The 21,326-nt window shown below is 40.3% G+C and carries 21 protein-coding genes; 1 reads left to right on the top strand and 20 read right to left on the bottom strand.

Translation table 11 applies throughout. From position 1 onward, the window contains the following. Window positions 1-10: 10 nt before the first annotated feature. The 7 genes from plsX to AC59HZ_RS07275 all read right to left on the bottom strand — a co-directional run bounded on the left by plsX (window position 11) and on the right by AC59HZ_RS07275 (window position 7,508). Window positions 11-1,015 (bottom strand): phosphate acyltransferase PlsX, encoded by a 1,005-nt coding sequence (gene plsX / locus AC59HZ_RS07305; RefSeq protein WP_496545166.1) that lies wholly within the window; start codon window positions 1,013-1,015, stop codon window positions 11-13. A 13-nt stretch (window positions 1,016-1,028) separates the two neighbouring features. Next, window positions 1,029-1,595, bottom strand: a complete 567-nt coding sequence (fapR, locus tag AC59HZ_RS07300; RefSeq protein ID WP_496545165.1) for a transcription factor FapR — start codon at window positions 1,593-1,595, stop codon at window positions 1,029-1,031. Between the two features lie 141 nt (window positions 1,596-1,736). After that, window positions 1,737-3,785: an ATP-dependent DNA helicase RecG gene (gene recG / locus AC59HZ_RS07295; protein WP_496545164.1), complete on the bottom strand. Its 2,049-nt coding sequence runs from the start codon at window positions 3,783-3,785 to the stop codon at window positions 1,737-1,739. Continuing rightward, the gene (gene sdaAA, locus AC59HZ_RS07290; protein WP_496545163.1) at window positions 3,769-4,665 is read right to left on the bottom strand and encodes an L-serine ammonia-lyase, iron-sulfur-dependent, subunit alpha; all 897 of its coding nucleotides are present in this window, start codon (window positions 4,663-4,665) and stop codon (window positions 3,769-3,771) included. Before sdaAA ends, recG begins: the two co-directional genes overlap by 17 nt. Window positions 4,666-4,678: 13 nt before the next feature. Next, window positions 4,679-5,341 carry an L-serine ammonia-lyase, iron-sulfur-dependent subunit beta gene (gene sdaAB, locus AC59HZ_RS07285; protein ID WP_496545162.1) on the bottom strand — a complete coding sequence of 221 codons (663 nt, stop codon included), beginning with the start codon at window positions 5,339-5,341 and terminating at the stop codon, window positions 4,679-4,681. Window positions 5,342-5,456: 115 nt separating this feature from the next. Continuing rightward, window positions 5,457-7,130: a DAK2 domain-containing protein gene (locus AC59HZ_RS07280; RefSeq protein ID WP_496545161.1), complete on the bottom strand. Its 1,674-nt coding sequence runs from the start codon at window positions 7,128-7,130 to the stop codon at window positions 5,457-5,459. 15 nt (window positions 7,131-7,145) lie between these two features. Beyond that, window positions 7,146-7,508 (bottom strand): Asp23/Gls24 family envelope stress response protein, encoded by a 363-nt coding sequence (locus tag AC59HZ_RS07275; protein WP_223588566.1) that lies wholly within the window; start codon window positions 7,506-7,508, stop codon window positions 7,146-7,148. 224 nt (window positions 7,509-7,732) lie between these two features. On the opposite strand from AC59HZ_RS07275, the gene rpmB reads away from it, so the two are divergent. Further along, window positions 7,733-7,921 carry a 50S ribosomal protein L28 gene (gene rpmB / locus AC59HZ_RS07270; protein ID WP_066393509.1) on the top strand — a complete coding sequence of 63 codons (189 nt, stop codon included), beginning with the start codon at window positions 7,733-7,735 and terminating at the stop codon, window positions 7,919-7,921. A gap of 115 nt (window positions 7,922-8,036) precedes the next feature. Here the strand turns inward: rpmB and spoVM are convergent, their stop codons facing one another. The 13 genes from spoVM to rpoZ all read right to left on the bottom strand — a co-directional run bounded on the left by spoVM (window position 8,037) and on the right by rpoZ (window position 21,325). Beyond that, window positions 8,037-8,120, bottom strand: a complete 84-nt coding sequence (gene spoVM / locus AC59HZ_RS07265) for a stage V sporulation protein SpoVM (protein ID WP_007087787.1) — start codon at window positions 8,118-8,120, stop codon at window positions 8,037-8,039. A 106-nt stretch (window positions 8,121-8,226) separates the two neighbouring features. Beyond that, a complete protein-coding gene (locus AC59HZ_RS07260; protein WP_496545160.1) occupies window positions 8,227-8,874 on the bottom strand; it encodes a thiamine diphosphokinase in 648 nt (215 codons plus the stop codon). 59 nt (window positions 8,875-8,933) lie between these two features. After that, complete coding sequence (gene rpe, locus AC59HZ_RS07255; RefSeq protein WP_496545159.1) at window positions 8,934-9,578, bottom strand: ribulose-phosphate 3-epimerase; 645 nt, start codon at window positions 9,576-9,578, stop codon at window positions 8,934-8,936. Window position 9,579: 1 nt separating this feature from the next. Next, on the bottom strand, window positions 9,580-10,461 hold the full coding sequence (gene rsgA / locus AC59HZ_RS07250) for a ribosome small subunit-dependent GTPase A (protein ID WP_496545158.1): 882 nt from the start codon (window positions 10,459-10,461) through the stop codon (window positions 9,580-9,582). A 96-nt stretch (window positions 10,462-10,557) separates the two neighbouring features. Continuing rightward, window positions 10,558-12,537 (bottom strand): Stk1 family PASTA domain-containing Ser/Thr kinase, encoded by a 1,980-nt coding sequence (gene pknB / locus AC59HZ_RS07245; protein WP_496545157.1) that lies wholly within the window; start codon window positions 12,535-12,537, stop codon window positions 10,558-10,560. Window positions 12,538-12,543: 6 nt separating this feature from the next. Further along, window positions 12,544-13,293, bottom strand: a complete 750-nt coding sequence (locus AC59HZ_RS07240; RefSeq protein ID WP_496545156.1) for a Stp1/IreP family PP2C-type Ser/Thr phosphatase — start codon at window positions 13,291-13,293, stop codon at window positions 12,544-12,546. Window positions 13,294-13,299: 6 nt separating this feature from the next. Next, window positions 13,300-14,391, bottom strand: coding sequence for a dual-specificity RNA methyltransferase RlmN (rlmN, locus tag AC59HZ_RS07235; RefSeq protein ID WP_496545155.1), 1,092 nt, complete (start codon window positions 14,389-14,391; stop codon window positions 13,300-13,302). 129 nt (window positions 14,392-14,520) lie between these two features. After that, window positions 14,521-15,867, bottom strand: a complete 1,347-nt coding sequence (rsmB, locus tag AC59HZ_RS07230; protein ID WP_496545154.1) for a 16S rRNA (cytosine(967)-C(5))-methyltransferase RsmB — start codon at window positions 15,865-15,867, stop codon at window positions 14,521-14,523. Between the two features lies 1 nt (window position 15,868). Next, a complete protein-coding gene (gene fmt, locus AC59HZ_RS07225) occupies window positions 15,869-16,813 on the bottom strand; it encodes a methionyl-tRNA formyltransferase (protein WP_496545153.1) in 945 nt (314 codons plus the stop codon). After that, window positions 16,810-17,295, bottom strand: a complete 486-nt coding sequence (def, locus tag AC59HZ_RS07220; protein WP_496545152.1) for a peptide deformylase — start codon at window positions 17,293-17,295, stop codon at window positions 16,810-16,812. The genes fmt and def overlap by 4 nt, the downstream gene beginning before the upstream one ends. Window positions 17,296-17,345: 50 nt before the next feature. Beyond that, window positions 17,346-19,757 (bottom strand): primosomal protein N', encoded by a 2,412-nt coding sequence (gene priA / locus AC59HZ_RS07215; RefSeq protein ID WP_496545151.1) that lies wholly within the window; start codon window positions 19,755-19,757, stop codon window positions 17,346-17,348. A gap of 1 nt (window position 19,758) precedes the next feature. After that, a complete protein-coding gene (coaBC, locus tag AC59HZ_RS07210; protein WP_496545150.1) occupies window positions 19,759-20,967 on the bottom strand; it encodes a bifunctional phosphopantothenoylcysteine decarboxylase/phosphopantothenate--cysteine ligase CoaBC in 1,209 nt (402 codons plus the stop codon). Window positions 20,968-21,106: 139 nt separating this feature from the next. Further along, a complete protein-coding gene (gene rpoZ, locus AC59HZ_RS07205) occupies window positions 21,107-21,325 on the bottom strand; it encodes a DNA-directed RNA polymerase subunit omega (protein WP_496545149.1) in 219 nt (72 codons plus the stop codon). Between the last annotated feature and the right edge of the window lies 1 nt (window position 21,326).

The raw sequence follows: 21,326 nt of genomic DNA, 5'->3' as shown, positions 1-21,326 counted from the left end.
ACACTCCTTACTAGAGTTCAATTTTGGAAGTATTCGCTTCTTCTACTGTCTTTTGAATTTGTGCGATGACATCTTTTTCGACCATTTCCCTAGTTTGCCGAATGGCGCTGAATATGGACTGGGCATTAGAAGAACCATGTGCTTTAATGACTGGAGCTTTTAAACCAAATAGGGCCGCTCCCCCATACTCCGAATAGTCCAATTTATTTTTTAATGTCATCAAGTTTGGCTTTAATACAGCAGCAGCTAATTTACTAGTAAAACTGCTCATTAAGGCTGTTTTTAACATTTTAAACATCGATAGGGCTGTACCTTCAATGGTTTTTAACACCATATTCCCAGTAAAACCGTCGGTTACCACGACATCGGCAACACCATCTAGCAAATCTCTTGCCTCTACATTGCCGACAAAATTTATATTTGTATTTTTTAAAAGGTCAAATGAATTCCTTGTCAATTCATTTCCCTTTTTTTCTTCCGTTCCAATATTCAAAAGCCCTACCCTAGGGTTTGTAATGCCCCTTACCTTTTCACTATAAATCGAACCCATGATGGCATTTTGCAATAAATGTTCCGGTTTAGCATCGGCATTCGCCCCAACATCAAGCAGTAGGAATCCTTCGCCGCCGATAGTTGGAAGCGTTGGAGCTAAGGCTGGCCGATCAATTCCTTCAATTCTGCCAACAACGAACAAGCCTGCAGCCATAAGTCCACCGGTATTGCCTGCTGAGATACAGGCGTCAGCCTCACCGTCAGTCACTAGCTGGGCAGCAAGGACCATGGAGGCATTTTTTTTGCGTCGAACCGCCCTAACGGGTTCATCAGTTCCGAGAATAACTTCGGTTGTATGTAGAATGGAAATTCTGTCATGGGGTTTTAAAGTTTCTTTAATTTTATTTTCGTCCCCAACAAGGGTTATATGTATATCATAGTATGTGCTGACAGCTTTCATCGCCCCTAAAACGATTTCTTTTGGCGCGTGATCGCCGCCCATAGCATCAATTGAAAGTTTCATTTGTCTCAATCCTTTAAAGATTTTTCGAACGGTACATTTCAAAGTCTCCGGTAAATACCAGTTCATTATTCACAAAACTTGTTACTTCGACAAATGTTCTGAGAGCATCCTCATCGATTTTCGTAACTCTTGCTTTGGCAATCACCCGTTCATTCAATTTTACCGAACGCTTAAATTGAATGTTAGCTTTTGCAGTCAGGGCCAGTTCATCATTTATTACAGCTACTGCTAATGAATTTGCCTGAGCAAAAACATGATGTCCCCGAGCAATTTTATTCCGCTGAAAAACATGTTCTTCTTTCACATCAAAAATGGAAATCGCGCTTTGATCTAAATCAATATCGATAATTTCACCAATGACTTCTTCGATAGGCAGGGAGCGGACTTCATCGTCAAATCTCTTCTCAGCTACTGTCTTAATCCGTTCACGAAGTTCCGGAATGGATAATTCCAACCTGTCCAGACGAATTGTTTGCACACTTACATGAAATTTTTCAGCCAGTTCCTCGTCTGTAATAAAAGGATTATCATTAATGGTTGAGATTAACAATTGTTGGCGCTCTTTTTTGGTTCTTCGCATGATTTTCCACACCGTCCGAAATCTTATGACTAGGTACTAAGAGTAGTATAAAATTTAAAAAAGCAGATTGCAAGGATAAGTTTTCTTCCTTGCTATCTGCTTTTTTTCATTAACATTGCATTTTTCAAATGAAAATATTTATTAATCTAACTTTTCTCCTTCTAAAACTCCTGACAATTCAAGATGTTTTCGTAAGTATGCGTAATCATCAGAAGTCCAAAAGCTTTTCGACTGAATCAGCATCGCCGCATCATTCCTGGCTGTTTCAAGGGCGCGGTAATCATGAACCATATCTGCCACCTTGAATTCCGGCACTCCGCTTTGTTTTCTCCCAAAAAAATCTCCTGGTCCTCTAAGTTCTAAATCCTTCTCACTTAGAACAAAGCCATCGTTCGTCTCTGTCATAATCCGCATTCTCTCTTGGCCAACTTCAGATTTAGGACTTGCCAGCAGGATACAATAGGATTGATCGCTTCCCCGGCCGACACGGCCGCGCAATTGGTGAAGCTGTGAAAGGCCAAATCTTTCCGCATCATAAATAACCATCATAGTTGCATTCGGTACATTAACCCCCACTTCCACAACCGTTGTCGATACTAGGATTTGGACTTCATTGGCACTGAATGCTTTCATGACTGAATCCTTTTCATCCGAACTCAATCGGCCATGCATAAGACCCACTTTATAACGATTTTGAAAATAGTGGCTTAAAGTGGTATGCACATCGATCGCATTTTGCACATCAAGCTTTTCCGACTCTTCAATTAGCGGACAAATTACATAAGCCTGGTGCCCACTAACTAATTCTTTTTCTACAAATCCAAGAACACGTTCCAGCATCTCCGGTTTTGCCCAGTATGTTTCAATTGTTTTTCTGCCCGCTGGCATCTCGTCAATTATGCTTACATCCATTTCTCCAAATACCGTGATCGCCAATGTTCGGGGAATTGGTGTAGCCGTCATAAACAGGACGCAAGGATTCTCGCCTTTTTCCCGTAATATGCGGCGCTGCTCAACACCAAAACGATGCTGCTCATCGGTAATCACAAAGCCCAATCTTTGAAAGGTTACTTCGTCCTGAATTAAGGCATGTGTACCGATTAAAATATCAATTTTTCCTTCCGCTAATTCCTGAAGAATCTCTTTTCTCCGCTTTCCTTTAACCGAGCTTGTTAAAAGCTCGCACCTAACTTCAAAGGGCTCAAGCAGAGTTTTTAAAGATTCGGCATGCTGCTCCGCCAAGATTTCAGTTGGAACCATTAACGCCCCTTGGAAACCCGCTGTCACACTTGCATAAAGACCTATAGCTGCAACGACCGTTTTCCCTGAGCCAACATCTCCTTGAAGTAAACGGTTCATCCGATAAGGAGATTTAAGGTCCTTGATGATATCATTTACGACTCGTTTTTGGGCATTCGTCAGCGGAAAAGGGAGCTGATTGATAAATTCCTTCAATTTTTTTAAATCATAGTCCTGAACAATACCGGGTGAATGCTCTCGTTCAAACTTTCTTAAAGCTTGCATTTTTAATTGAAACATGAGAAATTCCTCATAAACAAAACGGCGCCTGGCTTGTTTGACTTCTTCCGGATTAGAAGGGAAATGCATGGCTTTTATCGCATCCCTTCTCGTTAAAAGCCGATATTTTTGGATAAAAGAAACTGGCAGTGTTTCCTCCACCATGCCTCCGTATTGTTGAAATGCTAAGCTAATAAATTTTCGAATCCCTTTTGTAGTTAATTTTCCTCTTAATGAATAAACAGGTTCAAAATCATTGTGTTTGGCATTTGGTCCCGCCTGCATTTCATTTGCTGTAATGGTTTGCTTGTGAGCATCCCATTTTCCTGTTACCGTTATCGTTTCATTCATGACAATTTTATTTTTTAAATAGGGCTGGTTAAAAAAAACTACCTTAATGAGATAGGAACCCACGAATAGCCGAATCGTAAGCTTTGACTTTTTCCTGCCATAATAGTTAAGAGAAGGCTCGCTATGAACCTTCCCTTCCACTGTGACTTTCTCATCATGCTGTACTTCTGTCAGTTCTTTTAGCGAATAATCTTCATAACGATATGGGAAATATTCCAATAAGTCATTAATAGAAAAGATTTTCATTTCCGAAAAAATTTCAGCCGTTTCTTCACCAATTCCCTTTAAAACTGTGATTGATTGGTTAAGATTTGGATTCATTGTTAACAAGCGGGATACCAAAGATTTTTGCTTCTAGAGCTCGACCTGTAGGTGTAGCCGCCAACCCTCCCTGAGCTGTTTCTCTTAGTGCCGATGGCATCGATTGGCCAATTTTGAACATGGCGTCAATTACTTCATCACACGGGATACGACTTGTAATTCCTGCCAGCGCCATATCTGCTGCAACCATAGCATTGGCTGCCCCCATCGCATTTCGCTTCACACAAGGAACCTCAACAAGTCCGGCCACCGGATCACATACTAATCCCAGCATGTTTTTTAACGTAATCGCCATTGCCTCTGCACATTGCTGTGGAGTCCCGCCGGCCATTTCAACAATAGCTGCTGCTGCCATCCCTGCTGCTGAGCCTACTTCCGCTTGACAGCCTCCGGCAGCACCGGATATCGATGCATTATTGGCGACCACGAAGCCGAAAGCACCGGATGTAAACAGAAATGAAATCATTTGCTCTCTTGTTGGATTCAGCTTTTTCTTGACAGCGAACAATGTGCCTGGAACCACTCCTGCTGAGCCAGCTGTAGGTGTGGCACAAATGGTTCCCATCGCGGCATTAACTTCATTCGTTGCAACCGCTTTACTAACGGCATCAAGTATTGTTTCCCCCGTTAAGAAGTTGCCTTTTTCAATATATTTCTGCAGTAGTACAGCATCTCCGCCTGTTAACCCAGAATGAGAGGTTACTCCTTTTAATCCTCTTTCTACAGCCTCTTCCATGACGGTAAGATTTCTATCCATCAGGGCAAGCACTTCTTCTCTTGACCTGCCAGTAACAGTAACTTCCTGCTCGATCATGATTTCTGAGATTTTTTTATTTTGACTGTTAGCCATTTCTACTAATTCAGCGACATTGCGAAACACGTCTTTTCCCCCTCTAGTCGACAATTTTAGTAACTTTTAATATATTTGGAAGGCCCTCAAGCTCGATAAGAATATTATTATCAATATTTTGGTCAACCTCGATAGTCATAAGCGCAAGTTTTCCTTGTTCTTTACGGGAAACTTCCATGTGGCCAATATTGATTTCGTATTTTGCCAAAATGTTGGCTACGCTCGCAATTGCGCCAAAGCGATCATTATGAACAACTAAAATGGCTGGATGATTTCCGGAAAGTTTAAGTTCAAAACCGTTTAGTTCTGTCACTTCAATTTTGCCGCCGCCAATAGAAATACCCACTAATTCAAGCTCGCCATTATGATCGCCGATAATGATTCTGGCGGTGTTTGGATGATCAGTAACCGCATCTTCTTCAATAAACCGGAGTTTAATGCCTTTTTCCTGGGCTATATCAATGGCATTGATAATCCTTACATCATCCGTTTCAAAATCCAATAAACCTCCAACGATGGCAACATCTGTACCATGGCCTTTATACGTTTTCGCAAACGAGCCATATAAAGATATATTGGCCCATTTTGGCTCTCTGCCAAATAGGCTTCTGGCTACCCTGCCGATTCTCGCTGCTCCGGCAGTATGGGAACTAGAAGGACCGATCATGACTGGCCCAATAATATCGAATACGCTTCTATATTTCATAAGAATTCTCTCCCTTAGCGTAATTTTCTCTAATAAATTATATTCAAAACATATTTTCTTGTTTCATATGCACAAAAAAAGAAGGGGTAACCCCTTCTTCTATTTTATCTGTTCATTATTCAATTGAAAAGATAAAAGAATATAATGGTTGTTGGCCATTATGGATTTCTATTTCAATATCACCAAAATTTTCTTCTACAAATTGTGTTAAGGTATTTACTTCATCTTCCGAGACGTCTTCACCATAAATAACAGTTAAGATTTCGGAGTCTTCATCTAACATATCAGAAAGCAGATCTTCAGCCGCTTTTCCTTTGTCCTTGTTTTTTACAACAATTTTCCCTTCGGCAATACCCATGAAATCATCTTTCTCAATTTCCAAGCCATCAATTTGGGTATCGCGTACAGCATAGGTAATTTGACCAGTCCTGACATGCTGAAGCGCTTCCTTCATTGCTGCTTCATTTGCCCCTGCATCAGCAGAAGGATTGAACGCTAGAAGAGCAGAAATTCCTTGCGGTACCGTTTTGGAAGGTATCACGTAAATCTCTTCTTCGGATACATCACGAGCTTGCTCAGCAGCCATAATAATATTCTTGTTATTCGGCAAAATAAATACCTTTTTGGCATTTACTTGTTTGACAGCCTTAACAATATCCTCCGTACTTGGATTCATAGTCTGTCCGCCTTCAATCACAGCATGCGCTCCAATGCTTTTAAACAAATCGGCAATTCCAGATCCCATAGATACTGTTACAATCCCATATTCTTTCTGTTCTTGCACACGATCTGCCACTAAAGGAGTATGTGTTTCGCCAACAATATTGGAATGCTGCTGGCGCATGTTTTCAATCTTCATATTGATTAAATTGCCGTACCGCTGTCCATATGTTAAAACCTCACCAGGCTGTTCGGAGTGAATATGCACTTTGACAACATCTTCGTCAGCAATAACTAATAATGAATCACCATATTTGCTTAAATCATTACGGAATTCGCCTTCATTAAATGGATATTGGGCTGTCTTAGCAGTTTCAAACCTAACCATAAATTCCGTACAATACCCAAATTCAATATCCTCTGTATTGATATGGCTTTGAACGCTTTTATGGTGCTCTGCACTAACCATTTCATCCATGGTTGGCATTGCACTTGGTGAATCCGGGAGTTTTTCCCCCTTTAATTCAGCTAGAAATCCTTCATAAACGAAAACAAGACCTTGTCCGCCGCTGTCAACTACACCGACTTCCTTTAAGACAGGAAGTAAATCTGGAGTACGTTTTAGAGAAGCTTTTGCTTCTTTTAAAACCTCTTCCATAATCAAGATAATATCATTCGATGTTTGTGCAGCCTGAACTCCCTTTTTGGCGGAATCCTTAGCAACCGTTAAGATAGTCCCTTCTACTGGCTTCATAACTGCTTTATAGGCAGTTTCTACACCTACCTCAAGTGCAGTTGCAAAATCTTTCCCGGAGATGGCAGCTTTACTTTCTACGGCTTTTGAAAAACCACGGAATAGCTGGGAGAGAATAACACCTGAATTTCCGCGCGCTCCCATTAGCAAGCCTTTGGAAAGAGCAACGCCAACCTTACCTATATGTTCTTGAACATTGTTTTTTACTTCTTTTGCCCCGGAGGTCATTGATAAATTCATGTTCGTTCCGGTATCACCGTCGGGCACTGGAAAAACGTTTAAGGCATCGACCATTTTGGCATTTGCAGACAAATGATTGGCACCCTGGATCACCATTTCGGCAAAACGTTTTCCATCTAATGCTGTTATTGACACAAAACTTCCTCCTCACTACGAGTTCGTCACACGAACTCCTTGAACGTAAATATTGACCGAGTCAACGGCAAGTCCAACTGTCTTATCGAGGGTGTATTTAACCTTTGATTGCACGTTGTGGGCAATTTCGGAAATTTTCGTTCCATAGCTGACAATAATGTACATATCAATATGTAATGCCTCATTTTCCTGGCGAACAATAACGCCGCGGGTAAAGTTTTCTTTACGTAAGATTTCAGTAATTCCATCTTTAATTTGATTTTTAGAGGCCATACCTACGATTCCATAGCATTCGATTGCCGCTCCTCCGGCAATCGTAGCGATTACTTCATTTGAAATATCAATTTGTCCGTACTTTGTTTTTAATTCAATGGACATGAATCGTTCCCCCTTTGGAAAATTGCTCCTTGACTACAGTCATTTTACTATAGACAGCCCAATATGGAAAGTCATACTTGCATGTCAAGGTTTTTTTCTTGAAAGGTTTATATACAAGTATTGCATTCACCAACGTTGTATGTTAAATTATTAAGGTATCTCAAGCAGATGAAAATCAGTATATTGCTGTATAAAGCTTTTGGTAGTTAAGGAGGGAAATCATAATGCCACGTAAATGTGTAGTAACTGGAAAGAAAACAACAACTGGTAACGCACGTTCTCACGCTATGAACGCTAATAAGCGTACATGGGGTGCTAACCTACAAAAAGTACGTATTCTTGTTGATGGGAAGCCAAAGCGTGTTTGGGTTTCTGCAAGAGCGTTAAAATCAGGTAAAGTTGAACGCGTTTAATAAGAGTTATAAAGGCCAGAGCATCCATTAAACGGATGCTCTTTCTTTTTAAGTATTTCCCAAGGGACAAAATAAAAAGCACCCAAATTTGACGGGTGCCATAACATTCCATTTTCTATTCGTTTTTCTTAAATGCACCAATCATCGCCCGGACAAGTCCGCCTAAAAATCTCGGCAGTTTAATCGTATAAAATTTCATACTGTCCCTCCTCACCAATCTCCCGCTTCTTATTCATCTCAACTTTTTTCGTACGCCCTTACATACTATTCAAACGGACGAAAACAGTACCAAATTGTAAGACCTATTAATCATGGCTTCTTATCACTATTAATATGCCTTCGGAAAATGAAAAAGTACCATAATCACTAATAAGTTCATTACTAATACATAGTGTTGAGCCGAGAGAAATATGCCGATTTTCCAAAGGGAATTTGAAGCCCTCGAGTGTGATACCGCTCACTTCAAGCGTTAGGGGAACAAAAGAAATATATTTTTCAGCTTTCCTTTTTTTTATTGTATAAGTCCCTGGTTCTTTTAGGAAAACCTGGTTATTCCGATCAATTAAACAGATATCTGCTGCTTTTTTTTCTCTAAGGGGATTTAACAAAAGCTGGACATTTGCAAATAAATGATCAAGTCGTCCGCCCGTAGCACCAAAAATACGGATTATCGCTGGATCCTGTTCCAATGCCCAATTCAGAGCGAGTTCCATATCCGTTTCATCCTTTTCAGGTTTAAAGCGTTTTAATTCTTCCACCTTGCTTTCAATAAACCTTAATTCCTCTGGTGATACAGAGTCGAAATCCCCAAAAGCTATGGCCGGGCTTATATTCCTCTTTAATAAGTGAAAAACACCACGATCGACTCCGACCCATATAGTGGTTTTCCCGTCATACTCGGTCAAATCAGGGAGAAGGTCTTCAGGACCTCCTGCAAGAATATTGATAATCATATTTAAAACCCCTTTACAGAAGCAAAAAGCCGACTGTAAAAAGCCGGCTTATCTTTCTTTTATCCTCTTATTAATGAGATGGCTTTTGCGTAATCACTTTCATTGTAGATTGCGGAGCCTGCAACTAATACATTGGCCCCTGCTTCAATACATTGTTTCGCGGTTTCCGGATTTACACCACCATCGATTTCAATCTCGATGTCTAAACCTTTTTGCCCTGCCATTTCTTTCACTTTTCTTATTTTCGGAAGGACTTCTGGAATGAATTTTTGTCCTCCAAACCCAGGATTAACAGACATTAATAATACCATATCAATATCCCCAATGATATGTTGTATCGTTTCAACTGGTGTCGCTGGATTTAAGACCACCCCTGCCTTTACACCAAACGATTTAATAGCTTGAAGGGTTCTGTGCAAATGACGGCAAGCTTCTACATGGACTGTGATATAATCTGCTCCTGCCTTGGCAAAAGCCTCAATATATTGATCAGGATTCTCAATCATTAAATGCACATCAAGCGGCAGTTTAGTAATGGGACGGATGGCCTCAACAATGAGCGGTCCAATTGTAATATTGGGAACAAAATGGCCATCCATAACATCAACATGTATGTAGTCTGCTCCTCCTTTTTCAACTGCTAAAATCTCTTCCCCCAATTTTGAAAAATCGGCTGAAAGAATGGAAGGTGCTATTTTCACCATGTTAGTACCTCGGCTTTCTATCTTTTATTTCTTGGAGGAAATCAACATAATGTTCATAGCGATATGCTGGAATTCCCCCTGATTCAACAGCTTGCTTCACACCGCATTTAGGTTCACTGATATGGAGGCAGCCGCGGAATTTACAATTTTCGCTTGCCTGCTGTAATTCCGGAAAGCAGGATGTTAAATCCTCTGCTTCAATATTAATAAATTCCAAGGAGCTAAATCCTGGTGTATCGGCAACAAGACCATTTCCAACTTCAATTAGCTCCACATGCCTTGTCGTATGCTTACCTCGACCTAAATGTGATGAGATATCATTTGTTTTTAATTCAAGATCGGGTCTAAGTACATTCAGCAAGGAGGACTTCCCTACTCCAGACTGCCCGGCAAAAACAGAAATTTTATTTTCAAGGTGCGGATTTAGTTGTTCAATTCCTGTTTCTGTTTCTGAAGATGTAAGAATGACTTCATAACCAGCAGCCTGATATTCTGCTGCGTATTTACTAATTAAATTGTTTTGTTCACTGTTAGTCAGATCCATTTTGGTAATACAAATAAGCGGCTCAATATGATTAAATTCAACCAAAACAAGAAATCGGTCTAAAAGCACAGTACTGAAACCTGGTTCTACAGCTGAAAAAACAAGGATGGCCTGATCGACATTCGCTATTGGCGGACGGACCAATTCATTTTTTCGTTCTTTTACTTCAAGAATATAGCCTTCCAATTCATTTTCAGCTTGAAAAACGACCTCATCCCCAACCAGAGGGGTTACTTTATTCTTTCTGAAAACCCCTCTGCCACGGCATTGAATTAACTCATCATTATGAAGAACATAATAAAAACCACTTAACGCCTTAACAATTTTTCCTTCAGGCATAGTCACACTCCTTGACCCTTAACTTACCAAACCAATTGCTTCTATTAAAATTTTTACGAGTGCCCTCATTTTTATGCAAATCGAAGCACCAATCGATTATTCTGTATCATCATAGCTTATCGTTTCATCCGCGATAACCTGCAAATCACGCATAACTTTATAGCCGGCCTTTTTTCCGTATGGAATCAACAATTTAATTTGCTTTTTCGTCGTTTGGGTAATGGTGAATTTTTCAGCCGGATCAGTCATACTGTGCGTCATATCCTCTATATAGATTATGACCTCTTGTTTTTGGCCTGGCTCACCAGGTAAAGGTGGGTCATATTCGATGGTAATTTCTTTAATTACCTCTTTTGGCGGTTTTTGCTCTTTTCCTTTTGAAATAACGACCCTAACCTTGTCACCTTTTTTCAATTCGGTTCCCTGTGCAGGTGATTGAGATATAACCATGCCTGCAGGTATATTTTCATCATATTGTTCTTGAGAGGCATCTAAGGTAAGTCCCACTAGGGATGCATAATCCTGAGCGCCCTTTAGATTATATTGGGTTAAGTCCTTTAAGACAATTTTCTCAGGTCCCTTACTGACTTCAAATTCTAATTCAGTATCTTCTGGAACCACTTTTGTGCCTCCAGGTGGGTTCTGGCTTAAAATAGTACCTGGTCCACTATCGTCATTTTTCTCTACTTTATTGATAGCTTTAAAATTCTCCTGCTCTAATAAACGGACTACATCATCATATTGACGGCCAGTAAAATCAGAAAGATCATATTTTTCTTTTCCAGAGCTAATGTATATTGTAATCCCGGCATTTTCCTTAACTGTGGTCCCGGCCTCAGGGTCTGTTTTAATAACTTTCCCTTTTTTAATATCCTCATCTGGTAATTCAATTTGGTCGCTGACTTCAAGTCCTTTTAATTTAAGCTTAGATATCGCGTCATCTACATTCATTCTGCTTACATCTGGAACTTTGACGTCCTTTGCTGCCAATAAATCAGGTAAAAATGTAAAAGTTAATATTCCTAGAATGGCAAGGATAAGAAAGGTAGATATTAAGATTATCGGCCACTTTTTCCGTTTTTTACTTGCTTTCTTTTCTTTATTTACTGTATTCTCTTGTTTAATCACTGGCTTTTCATTGCTGTGAACTAGCGTTTCATCAAGGTTTTTTAACGGCTTATCATTCGTGATAACTGGAATTGCTTTTGTTGCCTCGTTGTCAATCGGTATAGAGAATTTAGGTTCATCCATCCTCTCAGGGTCGAGAGCTGTTCGCAAGTCCTCCTCCATTTCATCAACGGTGTTATAGCGATGGAATGGATCTTTGGCAGTTGCCTTTAGGACAATATTTTCGACACTTTGCGGAATTTTTGAGTTCCACCTTCTTACAGAAGGTGTTTCTGATTGCAGATGCTTCAAAGCAATCGAAACGGCGGATTCCCCTGAGAACGGAAGCCGGCCTGTCAAAAGCTCAAACATAACAATCCCCAAAGAATAAATATCTGATTTTCGATTGGCCATTCCCCCGCGGGCTTGCTCTGGTGATAAATAATGAACAGAACCCAAGACGGAATTTGTCTGCGTAATGCTTGTTGCACTGAGCGCCATTGCGATACCAAAATCAGTTATTTTCACGTATCCCTCTCGGTCAATTAAAATATTATGAGGCTTTATATCACGATGGATAATATGATTTTGATGTGCATGGGAAATGGCAGATGTTAATTGCATCATTATGTCTAGCGCTTCTTCCACTCGAAGTGGTGATTGCTGCTGTATGTATTGTTTTAAGGTTTGCCCATTTACATATTCCATAACAATATAATATAGGGAATCCTCTTCACCAACATCGTAAATGCTAACTATATTCGGGTGAGCAAGACTAGTAGCTGATTGAGCCTCTCTATGAAAGCGTTTAATAAACTCCTCATCATTTACAAAATCAAGCCGAAGCATTTTTACGGCAACATCTCTATCTAAAATCATATCATGAGCTAGATATACATTTGCCATACCGCCTCCGCCAATCATTTCGAGGATTTTATAGCGGCCGCTTAATCTTTTCCCAATGATCATTTTTCATCACCCTCTTTCATTTTCATTAGCAAACTCTAGAATGATTAGGGTAATGTTGTCTTCACCGCCATTATCATTTGCCATGATAATGAGTGATTGTGCTTTTTGTTCAAGCGTAGTTTCATTCTGAAGGATTTGAACCATTTCTGTGTCACTTACTTTATTTGATAACCCATCTGAGCAAATAAGGAGATAGTCTCCTTCCTCAAACATAATGGTTTTAATATCAATCTTTACATCCTGTTCAGTCCCTAAGGCTCGTAATATCCAATTTTTCCTTGGATGATGCTCCGCATCCTCTTTCGAAATTTGTCCTGTACGGACTAATTCATTAACCCAGGTATGGTCTTCCGTTAGCTGTTGAAAGCCGGTATCATTTAAAATGTAGCACCGAGAATCGCCAACATGTGCAATCGATGTAAAATTGTCTGTAGCAATCACCGCTTCAATTGTTGTACCCATCCCTTCACATTCCTCATTGCTCCTAGCATGTTCATACAACAATCGATTAACCTCAATGATGTTTGCTTTCAACCATTCCTCAGCTTGATCAGCAGTAGTTAACCCTATAGTCTGCTCCCATTTTTCCTGTAAATATGTAACGGTCATTTTACTTGCAACATCACCGGCACGGTGACCGCCCATACCATCTGCTACAATGGCCAGGCGATGTCCGTCCCGATTGACAAAAGTTCCACCATTATCCTCGTTATTTTGGCGAACTCTTCCTTGGTCCGTTTTAAAAACAGCCTTCACTTTCTGTCACCTCGTCTCTTCCTTCCGCTCCTTTGCACGAAGTTGTCCACATGCTGCATCAATATCATGACCGTGCTCTCGGCGAATTGTCACATTAATTCCACGATTCTTTAGGGTTTTTTCAAAGGCAAAAATTTTGTCTTTTGGTGTTCGGACATAATCTCTTTCGGGTACATAATTTACCGGTATAAGATTCACGTGGCATTTAATCCCTTTTAATAGGTCTGCTAATTCATCAGCATGCTCAGTTGAATCATTTACACCGCCAAAAAGACCATATTCAAAGCTTATGCGCCTTCCTGTCTTATCGATATAATACCGCACTGCTTTCATTAAGTCATCAAGTTTATAGGCTTTGTTGATCGGCATCAGCCTTGATCTTAATTCTGTATTTGGAGCGTGCAGTGAAATCGCGAAATTGATTTGCATATTTTCATCAGCAAATTGATAAATCTTCGGAATGATTCCGCTAGTCGAGACAGTAATATGGCGGGCACCGATATTCAGCCCTTTATCATGATTAATAATTTTTAAAAATGAAAGCATATTATCGTAGTTATCGAACGGCTCCCCGATACCCATAATGACAACAGAACTTACACGCTCTTCCGTTTCATCAAGGGCTTGCTGAACTTTGACCACTTGCGCTACAATTTCCCCTGCCTCGAGATGTCTTTTCAAACCACCTAGGGTTGAAGCGCAGAAGGTACAGCCAATTCTGCAGCCAACCTGCGTTGTTACACATACCGAATTTCCATAATCATGACGCATGAGAACGGTTTCGATTGAATAGCCATCATGAAGCTCAAAGAGAAACTTAATTGTGCCATCGGATGAAGTTTGTTGAATGACCGTCTTTAAAGGTGTAAGTTGAAAATGGCTTGATAGTTTGTCACGAAGGTCTTTAGAAACATTACTCATATCCTCGAAAGAGGTAATTCTTTTTTTATAAAGCCAATCAAAAATCTGCTCAGCTCGAAATGGCTTTTCACCATTCTCCGACAGCCATTGCTTTAATTCATGAAGCTCTAATGAATAAATAGAGCGCAGTTTTTCTTCTATTGTTGCGTTTGTCTCAGTTGTGTTTACTTGTTCCAACACTTACCCCTTCTTTCTATTGTTTAGCTCCAGCGCCTTGGGCTCGGGGTCATAAGCCAATCCGTCAAGAAGGTCAAAACCAACCTTCTCGCCGGCTCGTCTTATGCCTGTCGCCCCTGTTCAAGGCGCTTACGCTTTTCTTAAAGCTGCAATATAAAATCCATCAGACCCAAAATCCTGAGGGAGAATTTGTAAATCAAAACCTGTAATCAGCGGCTGAACGGCTTCAGGCATCCTATTTTTAAAAGAAAGATCCCCTTCGAATTCCGGATTATTTTCTAAAAATGTTTTGACTGTATTTTCATTTTCTTCTTTATCAACAGTGCATGTACTATATACCAGAATGCCGCCTTTTTTCAATAAAGGAGCAACGGATGTTAACAGATTTTGTTGAATGGTACTTAACCGTTCTAAATCTTTTTCGGTTTTCGTATATTTCATATCTGGCTTTCTTCTCATCACCCCAAGGCCAGAGCAAGGTGCATCGAGTAGAATTCGATGGAAGGATTCATCATTAAACTTTTCTTGTAAATGTCTTGAATCAGAGACATTTGTTTTTATATTTGATAACCCTAAACGGCGGGCATTTTCATTGATCAATTTCACTTTGTGCTGGTGAAGATCAACTGAAATCACCTCACCAGAATTATTCAACTTTTCAGCAATATGCGTACTTTTTCCGCCAGGGGCTGCACACGCATCAAGGATAGATTCTCCTTCTGTTGCACCTAATGCATAGGTGGAGAGCATTGAGCTCTCGTCTTGTATCGTTAACATTCCATATTTAAAGGCAATGGTGGAAGCTAAGTTTCCCTTTAATGACCTGATCGCCTCAGGAATGATTGGGCTTTTTTCGATTTGAAACCCATCTTCCTCAAGGATCGAAACACATTCATCTCGAGAAATTTTTGTAAGATTAACTCGTGCTGTTTGCATTGGCGCCGTTAAGTTAATTTCACACATTTCTTTTGTTTTATCATAACCAAATTGATTCACCCATCTATTCACAAGCCAAAGTGGGTGGCTAGTTTCGAGTGAAAGACGTTTAATTGGATCTGCCACTTCACTTAATGCAGGGATTCCTTCTCTTTGAATGCTGCGGAGCACTCCGTTTACTAAACTGGCAATCCCTTTATGTCCTCGTTTTTTAGCAATTTCTACGGCCTCAAATATTGCGGCTCGATCAGGAATTTTATCAAGATAAACCATTTGATAAAGAGTCATTCTGAGTAAATGATGAATCCAATCCGCTAATTTCTTGTTATCTTTGATAAATGGCTTTAAATAGTAATCCAGGGCCATTCTTCTTTGCAATGTTCCATATGTCAATTCAGTTAGTAAACCTACATCCTTAGGAGATAATTCATTTTTTTCAATGGTGGTGTTTAGAAGCAAATTGCTATATGAATGATTTTTCTCAATGGATGTCAAAAGATCCATTGCGGTTTCGCGAACATTGTTTTTCTTTGATGTCATATTAATCTCCCAGTATGCTGCCTATTGAAATTTTTGAACCTGCTCCTCTTAAAAATTGTTCACTCATCATTTTCGTTTTTCCGGAAGGCTGAAGTTCAAGGATTTTTATAGAGGTATCATTCCCAGAACTCACTGTAATACCATCTGATTCTATTTTTACTATGGTTCCAGGCATTTGGCTCTTTAAACCAAATACCTTTTCAGCACGCCAAATTTTTAATACTTGCCCATCCATCGTGCTAAAAGCAACAGGCCAAGGGTTTAACCCGCGAATATGATTATATATATCTTCCCCGGTTTTTCCCCAGTCAATCTTTTCCTGTTCCCGTTTAATGTTAGCAGCAAAAGTCGCTTCTGCATCATTTTGCGGAATTGGTTTAAGTTTTCCATCTAATAATAACGGTAATGTTTCTGAGAGCAGCTTTGCTCCCGCCTTACTTAACTTATCATGGAGCGTACCAACATTGTCATCTTCCGCGATGGGTACTTCGACTGACGTTAAAATATCTCCTGCATCTAGTTTCTCTACCATATACATGATGGTTATTCCTGTTTTCTTTTTCCCTTGCATAATCGCATAGTGTATAGGCGCTCCGCCGCGCAATTCTGGAAGAAGGGAAGCATGAACATTTATACAGCCATGAGCAGGGGCTTCTAACAGCTTCTTTGGCAGAATTTGACCAAAAGCAGCCGTAACAATTAAATCTGGGTTAAGGGAGAGGATCTTTTGAAGCTCTTCTTCCTGACGGATTTTTTCCGGCTGAAAGACGGGAATTCCTTGTTTTAAGGCTTCCACCTTTACTGGAGGAGGTGTTAAAACTTTCTTTCTTCCTACCGGCCGATCTGGCTGGGTCACAACACCAATTACCTCATACCCATCCGCTAGTATTTGTCTAAGTACGGGAACGGAAAAATCAGGTGTCCCCATAAAAACAATTTTGGTCATTCACTTTCTACTCCTTTTAACTCATCTTCCTCAAGATATCTCGATACTTTTGTGGTAAATAAAATCCCGTCAAGATGGTCGATTTCATGTTGAATGGCTCTTGCAAGAAATTCCTCTGCTTCGAGGGTGTATTGTCTCCCTTTCCGATCGAGAGCTTCTATTTTTACATAATTTGGCCTGGTAACTTCACCAAATAATCCTGGAAAGCTTAGACATCCTTCTGGTCCTGTTTGCTCTCCTGATGTAGATAAAATCCGAGGATTAATCATTTCAATAGTTCCTAATTCATCATCAATATCAACGATTGCAATTCTAGCATTTAAACCAATTTGCGGGGCGGCAAGTCCTACCCCATCATATTCAATCATCGTGTCGTACATATCATCAAGCAATTTTGCAAGCTTTCGATCAAACTTGTCTACTTCCTGGCATTTTTGCTCGAGAATTTCGGCAGGATGAGTCACAATTTTTCGTATTGCCAAAGCTTTTCCTCCAATATTTTTCATGGTTATGGTATTTATTTTCACCACTATTACATTAAGATAAACGGATTTACGTCAATCGAAACCTGAAGCCCTTTTACTGCATCTTTTTGATGCTGATCAAGAATAATCTTTAGTGCCGCACTCAAGTTCGGTTCCCGCTTGTATTTTATCAGACATTGATAGCGATATCTATTATTTATCCTTGGTATTGGCGATGCTGCCGGCCCAAGTACAACTGCTTCTCTTGAAACTTGTGAGCGGACATAGTTCACGATATTTTCCGTCGCTGTTACGACAGTCATAAGCTGCTCATGACTGACAGTTATCAATGACAGATAATAAAAGGGCGGATAATGATGCATTTTTCGAATCATCATCTCACGTTGATAAAAAAGGTCATAGTCTTGTTTACCGGCAAGTTCAATACTGTAATGCTCAGGGGTATAGGTTTGAATAATTACTTCACCAGGCAATTGATGCCGGCCAGCCCTTCCGCTGACTTGTGTTAACAATTGGAATGTTTTTTCCGAGGATCTGAAATCCGGTAAATGGAGCATCGTATCTGCGGAAAGAACCCCTACAAGTGTTATATTCGGAAAATCTAAACCTTTGGCAATCATTTGGGTCCCTAGTAAAATATCAGCCTTCCCATCCTGAAAATCCTTTAATAACCGTTCATGCGACCCCTTTTTTCCTGTTGTATCGACATCCATGCGAATGACCTTTGCTTCAGGCAATATTTTCCCCAGTTCATCCTCAACCTTTTGTGTCCCTGTTCCAAAATAGCGGATGTACTCACTGGAGCACTCAGGACAGACCTTTGGGACATAGGTTTCGTAACCACAGTAATGACATTTCATTTGTCCGCCGGCACGATGGTAGGTAAGGGAAATTTCACAGTTCGGGCAATTTACCACATATCCGCAATCCCTGCACATAACAAAGGAGGAATGTCCGCGTTTATTTAGAAATAATACAGTCTGCTGTTTTTTCTCGACTCGGTCTTTTAACATCTCAAATAGCTTTCCAGAAAACATCGAACGATTCCCTGCCCGAAGCTCTTCCCGCATATCAATGATCTCAACAGAAGGCAGTGACTGCTTATTCATCCGATTTGGAAGCGTTAAAAGCTGGTACACCTTTTTTTGCGACCTGGCAAATGATTCGAGAGACGGAGTGGCACTTCCTAATACGACTGGACAGTTATAGGTCTTTGCCCTTTCGATTGCCACTTCCTTTGCATGATAACGCGGCATTTCCTCTTGTTTATAGCTCGTCTCATGTTCTTCATCAATAATAATGATGCCAAGATTTTCAAAAGGAGCAAAAATGGCTGACCTGGCTCCGACCACCACCTTTACTTCTCTACGCTGAATTTTTCGCCATTCATCATATTTTTCCCCGGCAGACAAGCCGCTGTGCAATACTGCAACCAAATCGCCAAATCTTCCTTTAAACCGATTTACCATTTGCGGTGTGAGAGATATTTCCGGGACAAGAACAATTGCTTCCTGACCTTTTTCTATTACCTGCTGAATCGATTGAAGGTATATTTCTGTCTTTCCGCTCCCAGTTACACCATAAAGTAAAAATACGTCATGACTATTTGTTTCGATAGCATTTAGAACCGGTTTAATGGCCTTCGCTTGATCCTCTGTTAATGGCAAAGGTTGAGTCCGTTCAAAAATTCGATTTTCATAAGGGTCACGATAAACCTCCATCTCACTCTCTGTCAGCAGCTTTTTATCAATCAAGGCCTTGACAGTTGCGGATGAGATTTTAAGGTTCGCAACAAGTTGACTTAATTCAATGGCATTATTCTGTTCTATAAAAAAGGCCAGCACTTGTTTTTGTTTTTCTGCATTACCAGGCAAACGGTCCATTTCTTCCTTTAATCTGTCGGGGGAAACAAGTGGCTGAACATATTTCACTTGTTTTTTCTTGATCCTTTCCTTTACCTCATAAATAACCTCGAGATGCCCCTTTGCTGATTCCCTTTGAAGAAGTGAAACGATTCCACTTTTTAAAGCTTCGTCCCAATTCAGCATTCCTTTATGTTCAAAATACGATTGAAGCCCTTCTGGTAGATCTGATAATATTACACCCGGAGCGAGCTTTACTTTTTTTTCATATTTGGCTTTTAATGCCGCTGGTAGCATGGCCTGATAGGCGAATATTTTAAAGCAAAGCGTACTTTCGGTTAACCAGTTTCCAAGCTGTAATAATTCTTGATTTAAAACGGGCTCAAGCTCCATGGGCTCAATGATTTCCCGAAGCTGCTTAAATTCTGATTCAGCTTTTATTTCCGTAACAAAACCTTGAATATTCCTTGGTCCAAACGGAACAATGACTCTCATCCCGGGCCGGATTGTTTCCCTCCATCGCTCTGGGACCAGATAATCAAAGGACCTATCCGTTTGTTTAGTTGGAACATCAACGATTACAGCAGCAATTTCCATTTCATTTCATATCCTTCAGAAGTGAAGTCGTTTCTTCAATAATTTTTTCGGCCACCACTGATTTTGACATCATCGGTAATGTTGCAACTGAACCATCACGTTTGAATAATGTAACAATGTTGGTATCCGTTCCAAAACCGGCGCCTTCTGTTTTGACATTATTGGCAACAATCATATCCGCATTTTTCGTCGCTAATTTCTTGCGTGCATACTCTTCCACGTTATCTGTTTCAGCAGCAAACCCAATCAGCAATTGATGCTTCTTCCTTTGACCGAGCTCAAATAATATATCCTTTGTTCTCTCTAATTCAATGCTCGTGTCTCCGTCCTTCTTTTTTACCTTATGGTCAAATGTGGTTTTAGGGCGATAGTCAGCAACTGCTGCTGTTTTAATTACGATATCTGCAGAATCATAGAGGCTTATGACAGCCTCGTACATTTCTTCGGCACTTTCTACTCTGACTAAATTTACGCCAATTGGCGCTGATATTTGGACGGGCCCTGAAACTAAAATAACTTCGGCCCCTTGTTTTCTTGCTTTTTCAGCAAGAGCGTATCCCATTTTACCGCTTGAATGGTTAGAGATAAACCGGACAGGATCAATTTTCTCTCGTGTAGGTCCTGCCGTTACGATGACTGTCTTACCCTTCAGTGGTTTTACTTCTTTGTTTGTAAAAAACGCCTGAATCAATTCAACAATTTTCTCTGGCTCCTCTAGACGCCCTTTTCCGATGTAACCACAGGCAAGATAGCCTTCACTCGGTTCAATAAATTGATAGCCGAATTCCGCTAATATCGATAGATTATTTTTCACCGCCGGATGGTCATACATATGTACATTCATGGCTGGGGCAATCCAGACTGGTGCCGTTGCAGCTAGCAGGGTAGTCGTAATCATATTATCGGCTATACCACTTGCAAGTTTTGCAATCGTATTAGCTGTTGCTGGAGCAACCAGGATAAGATCCGCCCAGTCAGCAAGGTCAATATGGGCGATTACTTGCGGATTTTTTTCGTCAAAAGTATCAGTATAAACCTCATTTCGTGATAATGCCTGAAAGGTTAATGGTGTAACAAATTTAGAAGCTGATTCGCTTATAATTACTTTTACTTGCGCCCCTGCTTGTACTAGCTTACTCGTCAACGCAGCTGCCTTATAGACTGCGATACCTCCGGTCACACATAATAGTATTTTTTTATTATTTAGCACGTTTTAACCCCCGCTTCTAATCCAACACGTTTCATCTCTTTCATTATGCTAGAATATAAGTCATTTTTCAAAATAAAAAAGGCTGACCGTTAAGGTGTTAGCCCTTCCAAAGTCACGCCTTCAATGAAGTCTTCATTTTTTACTCAGCAGTTGTTTCCGCCTTCTTCGCAATCCGATAAGTCAGCTCGCCGCTGTAAATTTCCTCTAGTGCTTTTCCAACATATTTATAGGAAACATATTTCGGTAATCTTTCATCTCTTACTTGGGACATCACGCGGGCACGCTTCGCGGCAACCGATACAAGAGAGTATTTTGAATCAATTTTTTCAAGCAATGAATCAATAGAAGGATATAACATT

Source organism: Neobacillus sp. DZ-9 (assembly GCF_059587065.1).
The sequence above is the reverse complement of the archived record's forward strand: the minus strand, read 5'-3'. Positions and strand labels throughout refer to the sequence as shown.